This is a genomic window from Variovorax sp. J22R115 (assembly GCF_030317005.1).
Lineage (GTDB): Bacteria > Pseudomonadota > Gammaproteobacteria > Burkholderiales > Burkholderiaceae_C > Variovorax.
On record NZ_JASZYM010000015.1, the window covers coordinates 121,154 to 135,214 of the forward strand.

General features: G+C 66.4%; 13 protein-coding genes, 1 tRNA gene and 1 pseudogene. 9 read left to right on the forward strand and 6 right to left on the reverse strand.

Features of this window, described 5'->3' with window-relative positions; translation table 11 throughout:
- The first annotated feature begins 20 nt into the window (after positions 1 to 20).
- The 7 genes from QTI04_RS25445 (at position 21) to QTI04_RS25475 (ending at position 6,713) form a co-directional block, all read left to right on the forward strand.
- A complete protein-coding gene (locus QTI04_RS25445) occupies positions 21 to 1,031 on the forward strand; it encodes a class 1 fructose-bisphosphatase (RefSeq protein ID WP_286604425.1) in 1,011 nt (336 codons plus the stop codon).
- 11 nt (positions 1,032 to 1,042) lie between these two features.
- Positions 1,043 to 1,118 (forward strand) — tRNA-Thr (locus tag QTI04_RS25450).
- Positions 1,119 to 1,324: 206 nt separating this feature from the next.
- Positions 1,325 to 2,035: an SGNH/GDSL hydrolase family protein gene (locus QTI04_RS25455; protein ID WP_286617980.1), complete on the forward strand. Its 711-nt coding sequence runs from the start codon at positions 1,325 to 1,327 to the stop codon at positions 2,033 to 2,035.
- 75 nt (positions 2,036 to 2,110) lie between these two features.
- On the forward strand, positions 2,111 to 3,037 hold the full coding sequence (locus QTI04_RS25460; protein WP_286604422.1) for a LysR family transcriptional regulator: 927 nt from the start codon (positions 2,111 to 2,113) through the stop codon (positions 3,035 to 3,037).
- A gap of 77 nt (positions 3,038 to 3,114) precedes the next feature.
- A complete protein-coding gene (gene tcuA, locus QTI04_RS25465) occupies positions 3,115 to 4,536 on the forward strand; it encodes an FAD-dependent tricarballylate dehydrogenase TcuA (RefSeq protein WP_286617981.1) in 1,422 nt (473 codons plus the stop codon).
- Positions 4,523 to 5,707 carry a tricarballylate utilization 4Fe-4S protein TcuB gene (tcuB, locus tag QTI04_RS25470; protein ID WP_286617982.1) on the forward strand — a complete coding sequence of 395 codons (1,185 nt, stop codon included), beginning with the start codon at positions 4,523 to 4,525 and terminating at the stop codon, positions 5,705 to 5,707. Before tcuA ends, tcuB begins: the two co-directional genes overlap by 14 nt.
- Before the next feature lie 55 nt (positions 5,708 to 5,762).
- Positions 5,763 to 6,713 carry a tripartite tricarboxylate transporter substrate binding protein gene (locus tag QTI04_RS25475; RefSeq protein WP_286618034.1) on the forward strand — a complete coding sequence of 317 codons (951 nt, stop codon included), beginning with the start codon at positions 5,763 to 5,765 and terminating at the stop codon, positions 6,711 to 6,713.
- 33 nt (positions 6,714 to 6,746) lie between these two features.
- Here the strand turns inward: QTI04_RS25475 and aspA are convergent, their stop codons facing one another.
- Both aspA and QTI04_RS25485 read right to left on the reverse strand, forming a co-directional pair.
- Positions 6,747 to 8,168 (reverse strand): aspartate ammonia-lyase, encoded by a 1,422-nt coding sequence (aspA, locus tag QTI04_RS25480; RefSeq protein WP_286617983.1) that lies wholly within the window; start codon positions 8,166 to 8,168, stop codon positions 6,747 to 6,749.
- Between the two features lie 104 nt (positions 8,169 to 8,272).
- Positions 8,273 to 9,157, reverse strand: coding sequence for a LysR family transcriptional regulator (locus tag QTI04_RS25485; protein WP_286618035.1), 885 nt, complete (start codon positions 9,155 to 9,157; stop codon positions 8,273 to 8,275).
- A 167-nt stretch (positions 9,158 to 9,324) separates the two neighbouring features.
- On the opposite strand from QTI04_RS25485, the gene QTI04_RS25490 reads away from it, so the two are divergent.
- Both QTI04_RS25490 and QTI04_RS25495 read left to right on the forward strand, forming a co-directional pair.
- Positions 9,325 to 10,305: a tripartite tricarboxylate transporter substrate binding protein gene (locus tag QTI04_RS25490; protein WP_286617984.1), complete on the forward strand. Its 981-nt coding sequence runs from the start codon at positions 9,325 to 9,327 to the stop codon at positions 10,303 to 10,305.
- Positions 10,306 to 10,313: 8 nt separating this feature from the next.
- Positions 10,314 to 11,501, forward strand: a complete 1,188-nt coding sequence (locus tag QTI04_RS25495; protein ID WP_286604413.1) for a M20 aminoacylase family protein — start codon at positions 10,314 to 10,316, stop codon at positions 11,499 to 11,501.
- A gap of 67 nt (positions 11,502 to 11,568) precedes the next feature.
- Here QTI04_RS25495 and QTI04_RS25500 read toward each other — a convergent pair whose 3' ends face one another.
- The 4 genes and pseudogenes from QTI04_RS25500 to QTI04_RS25510 all read right to left on the reverse strand — a co-directional run bounded on the left by QTI04_RS25500 (position 11,569) and on the right by QTI04_RS25510 (position 14,055).
- Positions 11,569 to 12,024 carry a hypothetical protein gene (locus tag QTI04_RS25500; protein ID WP_286604412.1) on the reverse strand — a complete coding sequence of 152 codons (456 nt, stop codon included), beginning with the start codon at positions 12,022 to 12,024 and terminating at the stop codon, positions 11,569 to 11,571.
- Positions 12,025 to 12,117: 93 nt separating this feature from the next.
- Positions 12,118 to 12,300 (reverse strand): annotated as a pseudogene (locus QTI04_RS34340) (DnaJ domain-containing protein); the annotation flags it as partial.
- 110 nt (positions 12,301 to 12,410) lie between these two features.
- On the reverse strand, positions 12,411 to 13,145 hold the full coding sequence (locus tag QTI04_RS25505) for an RNA polymerase sigma factor FliA (protein ID WP_286604411.1): 735 nt from the start codon (positions 13,143 to 13,145) through the stop codon (positions 12,411 to 12,413).
- Positions 13,146 to 13,179: 34 nt separating this feature from the next.
- The gene (locus QTI04_RS25510) at positions 13,180 to 14,055 is read right to left on the reverse strand and encodes a flagellar biosynthesis protein FlhG (protein WP_286617985.1); all 876 of its coding nucleotides are present in this window, start codon (positions 14,053 to 14,055) and stop codon (positions 13,180 to 13,182) included.
- Positions 14,056 to 14,061 lie beyond the last annotated feature (6 nt).

The window sequence follows — 14,061 nt, forward strand, 5'->3', positions numbered from 1 at the left end:
CATCAAGGAATTCCAACCACATGGCTCAACAGAAGATTTCACTCACCCGCTACCTCGTCGAACAGCAACGCGCCGACGGCCTCATCCCCGGCCAGCTGCGGCTGCTGCTCGAAGTGGTGGCTCGCGCCTGCAAGAGCATCAGCCAGGCCGTCAACAAGGGAGCGCTCGGCGGCGTGCTCGGCACCGCCGAGAGCGAGAACGTGCAGGGCGAAATCCAGAAGAAGCTCGACATCATCGCCAACGAGGTGCTGATCGAAGCCAACGAATGGGGCGGCCACCTCGCCGCGATGGCGAGCGAGGAGATGGACAGCATCTACGTCGTTCCCAACCGCTATCCTCAAGGCGAATACCTGCTGCTGTTCGATCCCCTCGACGGCTCGAGCAACATCGACGTGAACGTCAGCATCGGCACCATCTTCAGCGTGCTCAAGAAGCCCGACGACACGCCCGGCGTGCAGGAAGCCGATTTCCTGCAGGCCGGCAGCAAGCAAGTGGCCGCCGGCTACTGCATCTACGGACCTCAGACCACCCTGGTGCTGACCGTCGGCAACGGGGTCGCGATGTTCACGCTCGACCGCGAACAGGGCTCCTTCACGCTGACGCAGGAAGACATCCAGATCCCTGCCGACACCAGAGAATTCGCGATCAACATGAGCAACATGCGCCACTGGGACGCCCCGGTGAAGCGCTACATCGACGAATGCCTGGCCGGCAAGGAAGGCCCTCGCGGCAAGGACTTCAACATGCGCTGGATCGCCAGCATGGTGGCCGACGTGCACCGGATCCTGATGCGCGGCGGCGTCTTCATGTACCCCTGGGACAAGCGCGAGCCGGAAAAGGCCGGCAAGCTTCGCCTGATGTACGAGGCCAACCCCATGAGCTGGATCGTCGAACAGGCGGGCGGCGCCTCCACCAACGGCAAGAAGCGCATCCTCGACCTGGAGCCGTCGAAGCTCCACGAACGCGTGGCCGTTGTGTTGGGATCAAAAAATGAGGTCGAGCGACTGACTCGCTATCACGACCCGCTATAATCGAAGGCTTAGCCGGTGTAGCTCAGTCGGTAGAGCAGCTCATTCGTAATGAGAAGGTCGGGTGTTCGATTCATCTCTCCGGCACCAATCGAAGCAAGAAGTCCTGCTACCTCCCCGGTAGCAGGACTTTTTCGTTGGTCTCGTCCAGCCACATTCGTGGTCCGAACTCGTCGCTTGGCATGGCGCCAGGTCCTACGCGTCACGTGTCATTCCGTTCGCATTCTTTTCGCTTGTTTTGCACAAGATATCCGCTCCCGCGCAGAGGCCGCACGAGCACCCGCCTCAGTACCAGCATGAAATCCGCTTCTGCCACCCTCCTCGCCGTCTCGATGGCACTCAGCGCCTGCGGCGGCAAGAGCGCAGGCAAAACGGATGCGGCCGGCCCGGTCCCGGTGGCGCCCGCCGTGATCGCAGCCGCCCAGCCGATGCCTGACAAGGCCTCCCCCGACTGTTCCGTGGTCCTGTACGGCGACTCGATCCTCAACGGCTCCTACGTCAAGGAAGAGTTGTCGATGCGCCACGCGCGCCATCCAGCGGCCGAACTCAAGGCGCAGCGGCCTGCCTGGCGCATCGACGACCGTACGGTACCGGGCCAGTCCCTGGCGAAAGTGGCCAAGGGGTTTCACAACGATCCTCGGGACGCCCGCGTGGTCGTGATCGAGAGCGGCATTGCCGAAGGATGGTCCGGCGGCACCGTGCTAACCCACCTGCCGTGGATGATCGAAGCCGTCCGCTTCGAGGGCAAGATTCCGGTGCTGACCGGCTACTCGCGCCAGACGCCGAACGACTTCATGACACCGGACAAGCTCGCGGGCCGCGACCGCATCGACGACGAAGCGAAGAGGCTGGCGCGCGACATGGACGTCGAGTTCGCCGATTTCGGGTCGGCAGGCCCGGTCGAGCTCATCGACGAAGTCCACCCGACCGAGGACTACAGCCTGCGCCTGACGGCCAAGCTGATCGAGGCGCTGGACCGCGTGGCGCCCGAGTGCAGCCACCTCTGATCCCGCCAGCGCCTCGAGCATGCGGGCCGCACCCGATCCAGCGCGCGCCGACGCGCTGACCCTACACTGCCCCTCATGGAGTTGCGACAGCTACGTTATTTCGTCAAGGTCTGCGAGCTGCGCAGCATGGGCCGGGCGGCGGTCGAACTGGGTGTGGTCACCTCGGCCCTGAGCCAGCAGATCAGCCGCCTCGAAAGCGAACTCAGCACCCGCCTGCTGCAACGCGCATCGACGGGCGTGACGCCGACCGACGCGGGCGTGGCCTTTCTCCACCAGGCTCAACTCACACTGCGTCACGCCGACGATGCGATTCGCGCCGCGCAGCAGGCGCGCCTCTCGGGCCACGTGAGCGTGGGCCTCGCACCGACCACGGCTTCGGTGCTCGGCGTGCCGCTGATGCAAGCGATGCGCGAACGCTATCCGGACGTGCGTCTGCATCTGGTGGAATCGCTCTCCGGCCATCTCGCGACCATGCTCGAGTCGCGGCAACTCGATCTCGCCGTGCTGTTCCAGACCGAGACGCCGCGCCGCTGGAGCGTCTCCCCGCTGCTCGACGAAAAGCTGTACGTGATCGCTTCGCCCACGCTGGCGAAGCGACCGGCCGGCGCCAAGGTTCGCCTGTCTCAACTGGCCGGCGTGCCGCTCATCCTGCCCAGTGCCGGCCACGGACTGCGCGCGACGCTGGCGGCGGCCTTTGCGCGAGCGCGCGTCGAGCCGACCGTCGTCGCGGAAATCGACGGCCTCGCCCTGCTCATGGATGCAGTGCTTGCCGGCCAGGGCGCAACCATCCAGCCCGGTGCCGCGACGGCACGTCATCCCGCGGAAGACCTACACCGCAGCCAGATCACCGACGCGCATGTCGGTCGCCGCAACCTGCTGGTAAGCCTGTCGGACGACGAACTCTCTCCCGCCGCACTGGCCACCCGCGTGGTGATGGCCGACACGGCGCGCACGCTGGTGCGCGAAGGGCGCTGGGCCGGCGCGAGTCTTCTCGAAAACTGAACACCCGTTGCCCGAACCGCCCTTTCGCGTGAAGGGCCGACTCCCTACAGTCTCCTGACCCCACAAGGAGAGTCAACGTGATCGATGTACTGGTCGTCGGCGGCGGCAACGCTGCGCTGTGCGCTGCGCTCATGGCACGCGAGGCCGGCGCCAGCGTCCTGCTGCTCGAAGCCTCGCCGCGCGAATGGCGAGGCGGCAATTCGCAGCACACGCGCAACCTGCGCTGCATGCACGACGCGCCGCAGGACGTGCTGGTAGAGGCCTACCCCGAAGAAGAGTACTGGCAGGATCTGCTGAAGGTCACGGGCGGCCAGACCGACGAGCACCTCGCGCGCATGGCGATCCGCGCGTCCTCGAACTGCCGCGACTGGATGCGAAGCCATGGCGTGCATTTCCAGCCACCGCTGTCGGGGGCGCTGCACGTGGCGCGCACCAATGCCTTCTTCATGGGCGGCGGCAAGGCGCTGGTCAATGCCTACTTCCGCAGCGCGGAGGCGCTGGGCGTCGAAGTCCGCTACGACACGCCAGTGGTGTCGGTGGAAATGCAGGACGGCCGCTTCATCGCAGTCCGCACCGGCACCGGCGAACGCATCGCGGCCCGCGCCTGCGTGCTGGCCGCGGGCGGCTTCGAGTCGAACATCGAATGGCTGCGCGAGGCCTGGGGCCAGAACGAGCGCGGCGAATGGCCGGCCGACAACTTCCTGATCCGCGGCACCCGCTTCAACACGGGCGTGCTGCTCAAGCACATGATCGATGCAGGCGCCGACGCGATCGGCGATCCGACACAGGCGCACATGGTGGCGATCGATGCGCGCGCCCCGCTGTACGACGGCGGCATCTGCACGCGCATCGACTGCGTATCGCTGGGCGTGGTGGTCAACCGCAACGCAGACCGCTTCTACGACGAGGGTGAGGATTTCTGGCCCAAGCGCTACGCCATCTGGGGCCGGCTCGTCGCCCAGCAGCCCGACCAGATCGCGTGGTCGATCATCGACGCGAAGGCCGTCGGCCGCTTCATGCCGCCGGTGTTCCCGGGCACGCGGGCCGACTCGCTGCCCGAACTCGCGCGCCAACTCGGACTCGATGAAGCCCGCTTCACGGCCACGGTCGAGGCCTACAACGCCGCCTGCCGCGCTGGCACCTTCGATCACACGCAACTGGACGACTGCCACACCGAAGGACTCTCGCCCGCCAAGACGCATTGGGCGCGCCCCATCGACACCGCGCCGTTCTACGGCTATGCGCTGCGGCCCGGCATCACCTTCACCTACCTGGGTCTGAGGGTCAACGAGGACTCAGCGGTGCACTTCGACGGCGTGCCGAGCGACAACCTCTTCGTCGCCGGCGAAATGATGGCCGGCAACGTGCTCGGCAAGGGCTACACGGCTGGCGTCGGCATGGCCATCGGCACCGCGTTCGGGCGCATCGCCGGCACCCGCGCGGCCGAGGCAGCCATCAATGCCAAGTCGACCAGAACGGACCACCATGCAACAGCTTGAAGCCCTCACGCGCGAAGCCGCGTCGCTCGCCACTGGCGGGCGCACCGTGATCCCGATCCTCACAGCGAACGAAACCGAAGTCGCACGGCAAATGCAGATCTGCAATGCCTGCCGCTACTGCGAAGGCTTCTGCGCGGTGTTCCCCGCCATGACGCGCCGGCTCGAGTTCGGCAAGGCCGACATTCACTTTCTCGCCAACCTCTGCCACAACTGCGGCGCCTGCCTGCACGCCTGCCAGTACGCGCCGCCGCACGAGTTCGCCGTCAACGTGCCGAAAGCGATGGCCGAAGTGCGCGGGCAGACCTATGTCGACTATGCGTGGCCGCCCGCGCTGGGCAAGCTGTATCAGCGCAACGGGCTCACCCTGTCGCTCGCAGTGGCGGCGGGGCTGGCGTTGTTCCTGATCATGGCCGTTGCGATGAACGGCACGTTGTGGGGCGGCAACCTCCAAGGCAACTTCTACAAGCTGTTCCCGCACAACCTGCTGGTCAGCCTGTTCGCGCCGGTTTTCCTGTTCGCGGCAGTGGCCCTGGCGATGGGCGTTCGCCGCTTCTGGCGCGACGTGACACCGGCGACCAGCGGTGCGCCGCTGAGTGCTCCCGCCGCTGCCGAGGCCACCGATGCGGTCTTGCGGCTGAAGTATCTCGACGGCGGGCACGGCCAGGGCTGCAACAACGAGGACGACGCGTACACGCTCTCGCGCCGGCGCTTCCACCACTTCACCTTCTACGGCTTCATGCTGTGCTTTGCCGCCACCGCGCTGGCAACGGTCTATCACTACGTGTTCGGCTGGATCGCACCGTACGACCTGCCCAGCCTTCCCAAGCTGCTGGGCGTGGCGGGCGGCCTGAGCCTGATGGTGGGCACCGCAGGCCTGTGGCGCCTGAACCGCCGCCGCCATCCGCTGCACGGCGACGTGGCACAGAAGCCGATGGACCTCGGATTCATCGCCCTGCTCTTTCTGACGAGCGCCACCGGCCTGGCGTTGTGGCTGGGCCGCGGCACACCTGCACTGGCGGTGCTGTTGTGTCTGCACCTCGGCGCGGTGATGGCCCTGTTCGCCACGCTCCCCTATGGCAAATTCGGGCACGGCATCTTCCGCACCGCCTCGCTGCTGCGTCACGCGATCGAGAAACGCCAACCCAACCCGATCGGGCTGGGCGCCGACTGACAACAAGACAACCCATCCGGAGATCACGATGAACAAACGCCAACTGCTGAGCGCCATGACGCTGGCCATCGCCGCCTTGCCTCTGGCAGGCGTCGGCCATGCCCAGGACTTCCCTCCTTCGAAACCCGTCACGCTGGTCGTCGGTTTCGCTCCCGGCGGTGCGGCCGATGCGGCAGCGCGCCTGATCGCCAAGAAGCTGGCCGAGAACATCGGCCAGAGCGTGGTGGTCGACAACAAGGCCGGCGCGGGCGGCAACATCGCTCACCAGCAAGTGGCCAGCGGTCCCGCCGATGGCTCGGTTCTGCTGTTCGGATCGATCGGCCCGCTGACCATCGCGCCGCACGTGATGAAGGTCAGCTACGACCCGTTCAAGGATCTCGCGCCGGTGTCCGGCGGCGTGAACTTTCCGAACGTGCTCGTGGTGCACCAGGGCGTGGGCGTGAAGAACCTCTCCGAGTTCGTGGCCCTCGCCAAGAAAAAGCAGGGCGGCGTGGACTTCGCCTCCACCGGCGCCGGCTCTGCCTCGCACCTGGCGGGCGAGTTGTTCAACCAGCGCGCCGGCGTCGACATGGTGCACGTGCCGTACAAGGGCGGCGCCCCCGCTCTCACCGACTTGCTGGGCCAGCGGATCGCCTCGTATTTCTCGGCCCCGCCGACCGCGATGCCCTACGTGGAGGCCGGCAAGCTGATCCCGCTCGCGACGACGGGGTTGAAGCGCCCGGCCTACCTGCCCAACATCCCCACGGTGGCCGAATCGGGCTACCCCGGCTTCGAGGCATTGAACTGGTATGCCTTCGTCGCGCCCGGCAAGACGCCGGCGCCGATCCTCGACCGCTGGAACGTGGAGATCGTCAAGGTGCTCAACGATCCCGGCGTCAAGGACGCGTTGAACAAGCACGGCCTGACGCCGCAGCCGACCTCGCGCGCCGAACTCACCGCGTTCATGAGGAGCGAGGACGCCAAGTGGAGCGCCATCGTCCGCGAGCGGAAGATCACGGCCAACTGAGGCTGCACCGCACGCGAACGCTCCCTCGCACGTTCAGTGCTTGCGCTGGGTCTGCTCGTAGACGCGCGGCTGAGTCAGCACCTCGTGGCGCAGCGCCTGCTCCAGTTCGTCCTCGGTCATCAGCTTGCGTCGCAACACGACCTCGCGCACATTGGTTCCGTTGGCGTAGGCCTCGGCCGCGACCTCGGTCGCTTCCTTGTAGCCGATGATGGGGTTGAGCGCGGTGACGAGCGCGATGGAGCGCTCGATGCTCTCCTTCAGTCGATCGGGGTTGGCGGTGATGCCTCGAACGCAGCGCTCGCCCAAGGTGTTGCAGGCATTCGTCAGGTGCTTGAAGCTGCGGAACAATGCCGTTGCGATGATCGGCTCGAAGGCATTCAGCTGCAGTTGCCCGGCCTCAGCGGCGAAAGTCACCGTGAGGTCGTTTCCGAACACTTCGAACGCCACCTGGTTGACGACCTCCGGGATCACCGGATTGACCTTGCCCGGCATGATTGAAGAACCCGCCTGCATCGCCGGCAGATTGATCTCGCCCAGCCCCGAGCGTGGGCCGCTCGACAGCAGCCGCAAGTCGTTGCAGGTCTTCGACAGCTTCACTGCAATGCGCTTGAGCACGCCCGACAACTGCACGAAGGCACCGCAATCCTGCGTCGCCTCGATCAGGTTCGGCGCGGTGCTGAGTTCGATGCCCGTGATGCGCACCAATGATTTCAGCGCCTTGGCCGCGTACTCGGGGTGCGCGGTGATGCCGGTGCCGATCGCCGTCGCGCCGAGGTTGATCTCGCGGATCAGCAAGGAGGCTTCGCGCAAGCGGGCCATGTCCTCTTCCAGCATCACGGCATAGGTCGAGAACTCCTGGCCCAGCGTCATTGGCACGGCGTCCTGCAACTGGGTGCGGCCGATCTTCAGCAGCGGCGCGAACTCGACCGCCTTCTCGGCGAAATCGCCGCGCAGCCGGTCCATCGCCACGAGCAGGCGGTCGATGGCAAAGCAGGTCGCGATGCGCAGCGAAGTCGGATAGACATCGTTGGTGCTCTGCGCCATGTTGACGTCTTCGTTCGGGTGCAGGTGCTGGTACTCGCCGCGCTGGTGCCCGAGGATCTCCAGCGCCCGGTTGCAGATCACCTCGTTGGCGTTCATGTTGGTCGAGGTGCCGGCGCCACCCTGGATCATGTCGACGACGAACTGGTCGCGCAGCGCGCCTTTGCGGATCTCCTCGCAGGCCGCGACGATGGCGGTGAGCTTCGCTTCGGGCAGCAGACCCAATTCGGCGTTGGCCTCGGCGGCGGCCTGCTTCACCGACGCCAGCGCGGTCACGAGTTCGGGATAGGCGGAGATCACCGTGCCCGAGATCTGGAAGTTCTCCTGGGCGCGCAGCGTGTGCACGCCGTAATACACCTCGGCAGGCACCTCGCGGTCGCCAAGCAGATCGTGTTCGATGCGGAATTGGCTCATGGCATTCTTTCGTTGTGGCCGGCGTTCGAGCGATGTCTCCGAGGCGAGTTATCCATGAATGCCGCGCCGCGGTCAAATGCGCCGGCGTCCGGTGCCCGACGGCCTCAGTCGTGCATCAGCTCCTGGATCAACTCCCGCACGATCGACAACCCCGGCGCCTCGGTGCGCCGGCGCAGCGTCACGAGCCCGAAGCGCGCGACTCTTTCGATCGGCGGCGTCATCTTCAGCTCGACCAGATCGGGGGCGGCCGCGCGAATGGCCAGCAGCACCGCATCGCTCCGCCGCGCCACGTCGATCAGGCTCGCGACCTCCTCGCACTGCAGGGTCACGCAATGCTCGGGGTGTGCGTCGGGGCCGTAGGTCTCGATCAGGCTGCGCGCCACCTCCTCGCTCAGCGGCGTGGAGGCGACGGGGTAGCGCTGCACGGCCTCGAAGGTCACGCCCTTGCGCAGGCGCGTGAGCGGGTGGCCGCGACGGCACATGAAGACGCCTAGCATCTCGCGCAATTCGCTCACCTCCAGGTCGGCGGCGGGATCCAGCGAACGGGCATCGACCACCAGCGCATCGAGCGTTCGCGCGCGCAGGGCCTGTGCCAGCAGGTCGGTGCCGCCGCGCGCCACGACCACCCGCACCTTGGGATGCCGCGTCGCCATGCGCATCAGCAACGGCGTCATCAGCATCGCGCCGGGGCCCGAGCCCATGCCGATGCGAAGCACGCCGCCCTGCCCTTCGCGCATCCGCCGGCCGCTGTCGTGCAACTCTCCGGCCTCGAACACCAGTTGGCGGGCGCGAGACACCACCTCGTGGCCGAAGGACGTGAGCTCGCTGCGCCGCCCGACGCGGTCGAACAGGGGCGTGCCCAGTTCGTCCTCCAGCGCGCGGATGCTACGGCTGAGTGCCGGCTGGGTGATGTACAGCGCCTGCGCGGACTTGCTGAATGACCCGCTCTCCGCGAGCGCGATCAGGTGGCGGAGTTGAACGAGCGTCATGGCGTCGATTTTCACCTGGTATGCATTGAAGTAATGCTAAATCCAACAACAATGCATTGGATGTTCTTTTGCAGCGCTCCTACGATGCGTTTAGCGTCTGCACATCAGGACGCCACCGCCGAGCCAGTCATCCCACAGGCGCCCACGCAGCGCCACCCAGGAGTCCTATGAAGCCGTTCCTCCAGCGTTCGATCGTCACCGGCCTGTTGCTGTTGGCCGCGGGCGCAGCCCTCGCCCAGGGCTACCCGACCAAGCCCGTCAGCCTGATGGTCCCTTACCCCGCCGGCGGGCCGTCCGACGCGGCGGCGCGCATCTTCACCGTGCCGCTCGGCAAGGAACTCGGCCAGCAGGTGGTCGTCGAGAACCTCGGCGGCGTCGCCGGCGCGCTGGCGGCCCAGAAGGTGCTCGCGGCGCCCGCAGACGGCTACTACCTCTTTCAGGGCTCGCCCAACGAGGTGATCCTGTCGCCGCTCGCCAATGCAGCCGTCAAGCTCAAGGCGGAGGACTTCCGGCTCGTCCATCCGGTGACGGATGCGGTGATGGTCTTCGTCGCTCGCAAGGACCTGCCCGCCAGCAACGTCGACGAACTCATCGCGCTCGCCCGCAAATCCAAGGACAAGCCGCTGACGTACGGCAGCGTGGGCATCGGCTCGCTCTATCACCTGATCCTCGAGGACGTGCAGCACCGCACGGGCACCCAGATGATCCACGCGCCGTACAAGGGCAACGCACCTCTTCTGCAGGACATCGGCGGCGGGCAGGTGGACTTCGCCGTGCTGGTCTACAGCGCCGGCATGGGCGCCCTGGCCGATCAAGGCCGGCTCAAGGTGATCGGGCAACTCGGCGCGCAGCGTTCGGAACTGCTCAAGAACGTGCCGGCGGTCAGCGAAGGCAAGGAGCTGAAGGACTTCTCGTACAAGATCTGGAGCGGCTTCATGGTGCCGAAGAACACGCCGGAGGATGTCGTGCAGCGCCTGCACAAGGCCATCGGTGCCACGCTGCAGGAGCCCGGCGTACGATCGCAACTGGCGGCCCAGACGCAGTTGGCCTCGCCGCCGATGACGCTGGCCGAATCAGCGAAGTTCTACGATGCCGAGATTGCGCGCTACCGCGCCATTGCCAAGTCCATCAACCTGCAGCCCCAGTAAGGAACACCATGACGACTGCGACCCTGCTAGACGCGCTGCACCAGCAGGCGGATGAATTCATCGGCCTGCGACGCGACATCCACCATCACCCCGAACTGGCCTTCGACGAGCACCGCACCTCCGAACTGGTGGCCTCGAAACTCAAGGAATGGGGCTACGAAGTCGAGCGCGGCCTCGGCGGCACCGGCGTCGTGGGACGGCTGCGGCGCGGCAACGGCGCGCGGCAGCTCGGCCTGCGCGCCGACATGGACGCCCTACCGATCGACGAGACCACCGGACTGGCCTACGCCAGCAGCCACCAGGGCGTGATGCACGCCTGCGGCCACGACGGCCACACGGCCATGCTGCTCGCGGCGGCGCACCATCTGGCCCTTCGCGGCCGCTTCACCGGCACGCTGAACCTGATCTTCCAGCCCGCCGAGGAAGGCGGCGGCGGCGCGCTGCGGATGATGCAGGACGGCCTCTTCGACAAGTACCCGTGCGATGCGATCTTCGCGATGCACAACATGCCCGGCGTGCCGCAAGGCGAGTTGGTGCTGCGCGAAGGGGCGGCGATGGCCTCGTCCGACTACGTCACGGTTACGCTCACCGGCATCGGTGGCCACGGCGCATTGCCGCACCGTACAGCCGATCCGGTCGTGGCGGCGGCGAGCATCGTGATGGCACTGCAGACCATCGTGTCGCGCAACGTCGACCCGCTACAGATGGCGGTCGTCACGGTGGGCGCGCTGCACGCCGGCAAGGCCAACAACGTGATTCCGCAGAGCGCGACGATGGAACTCAGTGTTCGCGCGCTCGACCGCGAAGTCCGCGCGGTGCTGGAGCAGCGCATCAAGTCGGTGATTACCGCGCAGGCCGAAAGCTTCGGCGTCACTGCCAGGATCGACTGGCGGCCGGGCTATGCCGTGCTGGTCAACACGCCCGATGAGACCGCCTTCGCCCGCGAGGTGGCGGTCGAACTGGTCGGCGCCAATCGCGTCACGCTGCAAGGCCCGGCGCTCTCCGGCAGCGAAGACTTCGCCTTCATGCTCGAAAAAGTGCCGGGCAGCTACCTGCTGATCGGCAACGGTGCTGGAGAGGGAGACGGCCACGGCGCGTGCATGGTGCACAACCCGGGCTATGACTTCAACGACGACAACGTCGCGATCGGGTCGGCCTACTGGGTGCTGCTGGCGGAGCGCTTCCTGGCCGCCTGAAACGGACCTCGGCGGGGTCGCTCATACTACGGCAACTCGCGGCGCAGCCCCAGCCCGGAAGTCCCGATCAGCAGTCGTAGCGACGGTAGTTGATGTAGCAGAGCTCACGAATTCTCTGCTTGTCGGTGGCGACCCTGCGCTGCCCTTCGCTGATCCGGCGTCTCTCATCCGCATTGCGTTCCGACTCCTTGCGCTGTTGTTCTCGCTGTTCGGCCGCCCATTTTTGCGAATCGAGCGAGCGCTGGCGTGCATCCGCACTTTGCGCACGCACGAGAGCCGCATCGGCCTCGCGGCGGAATGCACGGTCCTTTGCCTGTGCAGCCTCGTCTGCGCGAGCGCGCTCTCTGGCCTCCAGTTCGCTCGCCTTTCGGCTTTCGGCCTCGGCGGCCGCTTGCTGTCGAGCCGTCTCAAGCGCTTGCGCCGCTAATTCCTGCTGGACAACCTGTCGGCGGTGCTGAACGAAGAGACCCACCGCGAAAAGCGCGACCACGAGCACGCCGAGGAGCATCAACGCCTTGGGCATGCCGGACTCCCGCTCGACTGCGGGATGAACTTCGAATCGCCGTTGCACCGGCCGCGCAGCGACCGGACGCGCCAGTTTCCTGTCGTGCGCCGCACGCGAATCCGGATCGCGCAATACGTTGTAGGCGTCGATGACTTCGGTCAACTGTTCCGCAACGCGCGAGTCCTGGGCCATCCGCTCCCGCGTATAGGCCGAACGTGCCCGCTGAAAAGCAGCTTCGATGTCCTCAGGCGTCGCGTTGCCGGGGATTCCCAAGACCACGTATGCAGAAATCATCGCGTCCTCTTCGACTGACAGGTCCCGACGCCAGCCGCCGGCTCCAACAATGTCAATTATTGTTACACGAAATAACTACACTTACTTGGCAAGTCCGACCGTTTCAGCGACTACAGCAGTTCCTTCAACCTCACCCGCAACCGGCTGATGGCTTGGCTGTGCAACTGGCACACACGGCTCTGGCTCACTTCGAGGATCGCGCCAATCTCGCGCAGGTTCAGTTCTTCTTCGTAGTACAGGTTCAACAGCAGCTGATCGCGCTCGGGCAGCGCCGAGATGGCGTCCACCAGTTGCTGGCGAAAGCCGCTCTCCAGCAATTGCTGCAGCGGGTCGTCGCTCACGCGCTGGCCCTTGCGCGCTTCCTGCGCATGGATGTCGATGAAGGGGTTGTCGGCCTCGCCCTTCGCGAAGTCCTCGACATAGAGGAGCTGGCAGCCCTGGATCTCCTGCAGCAGCGACTGGTAGGCCTCCAGGTCCATCTTCAGCTCCCTGGCGATCTCCCCCTCGGTGGGCGGTCGGCCGAACCGGTGCTCGAGCGCCTGGATGGCCTTCTCGACGCCGCGTGCCGACTGGCGCAGGCCGCGCGAGCCCCAGTCGCTGGCACGCAGCTCGTCGAGCATCGCGCCACGAATGCGCTGGCTGACGAAGGTCTCGAACTGCGCGCCCTTGTTGTCCTGGTAGCGGCTCGACGCATCGAGCAGGCCGATCATCCCGGCCTGGATCAAGTCGTCGAGTTCCACGCTGGCGGGCAGCTTGGCGATCATCTGGAGCGCGATACGGCGCACCATCGGCTGGTGCTGCTCCAGTAGATGGGACTTTTCAATGGTTCCCTGCGCGGTGTACACGTTCAGTCCTTTTTTTCGTTGTTCGTTCCGCGGGTCAGGCGGCGACTGCGCCCGATGCGTGCGCGGAACGCGCAGGCACCGTCGCTGCGCGCGGCGCCTGCTCCGAGTTCTCGATGCTTTTCGTACGGCCGGGCGCGACGATCCGCCAGGGCCAGCGGCCCAAGTCGCCCGCGATGCGCCTGAAATCCACGGCGGCCGGGCTGGCTGGAAAGGCCTCGACCACGGTCTCGCCCAGTCGCCGCGCGTCCGCCAGGTGCGGATCGGCGCGAACCCATCCGGCCGGCTCCAGGGACACCGCGAGATAGCGGCTGCCGGTGTTGGCGAGATTGGCCGTGACCTTCTGTGCCTCTTCCACGCTGGACACCGCGTTGACCAGGAAGCGCAATTGCTTCAAGCCATGCGCGTAGTGCAGGCGCTTGATGCCCGCATAGGCGGACGTGATCGAGGCAGCGTTCGGCTGCAGCACGAGCACCAGCTCGTCCGCGAGCCGGGCCAACGACGACAGTCGGCCTTCGCCGTCGAACGCCGCGTCGATCAGGATCACGCCGCCATGGCACAGCAGGCGCGGATCGGCGTCCGCATGCGGCACGCCGGGAAGCGCCGGCAGCACGGCGACACCGCAGCCTGAACGCGCCACCGCGCTGTCGCGGGTCAGCCGCCGATCGGCGACGTCTGCCAGGCTGCCCAGCGGATCGAGGCCCCAGACGGCGCAGACCGAGTCCGCCGCCGGGCCATGCTCGTCGAGGAGCAGCACGTCCTTGCCTTGATGCACCAGGGCCGCGCCCAGGTTCATCGCCGTGGTGGTCGCGCCGTCACCGCGGGCGATGCCGGCAACGGCCACGATGCGCGTTGGCGTGCGTGACAGCAGGCGCCGCAATCCGTCGGCCTGATCTGCAACGAGCTTGCTCATGGCCGC

Coding starts and splice junctions, on each gene's coding strand:
- aspA (WP_286617983.1), bottom strand. CDS start 8,168: ATGAGCCAATTCCGCATCGAACACGATCTGCTTGGCGACCGCGAGGTG.
- QTI04_RS25510 (WP_286617985.1), bottom strand. CDS start 14,055: ATGAGCAAGCTCGTTGCAGATCAGGCCGACGGATTGCGGCGCCTGCTG.
- QTI04_RS25485 (WP_286618035.1), bottom strand. CDS start 9,157: ATGACGCTCGTTCAACTCCGCCACCTGATCGCGCTCGCGGAGAGCGGG.
- tcuB (WP_286617982.1), top strand. CDS start 4,523: ATGCAACAGCTTGAAGCCCTCACGCGCGAAGCCGCGTCGCTCGCCACT.
- QTI04_RS25490 (WP_286617984.1), top strand. CDS start 9,325: ATGAAGCCGTTCCTCCAGCGTTCGATCGTCACCGGCCTGTTGCTGTTG.
- QTI04_RS25455 (WP_286617980.1), top strand. CDS start 1,325: ATGAAATCCGCTTCTGCCACCCTCCTCGCCGTCTCGATGGCACTCAGC.
- QTI04_RS25495 (WP_286604413.1), top strand. CDS start 10,314: ATGACGACTGCGACCCTGCTAGACGCGCTGCACCAGCAGGCGGATGAA.
- QTI04_RS25445 (WP_286604425.1), top strand. CDS start 21: ATGGCTCAACAGAAGATTTCACTCACCCGCTACCTCGTCGAACAGCAA.
- QTI04_RS25500 (WP_286604412.1), bottom strand. CDS start 12,024: ATGCCCAAGGCGTTGATGCTCCTCGGCGTGCTCGTGGTCGCGCTTTTC.
- QTI04_RS25475 (WP_286618034.1), top strand. CDS start 5,763: ATGACGCTGGCCATCGCCGCCTTGCCTCTGGCAGGCGTCGGCCATGCC.
- QTI04_RS25460 (WP_286604422.1), top strand. CDS start 2,111: ATGGAGTTGCGACAGCTACGTTATTTCGTCAAGGTCTGCGAGCTGCGC.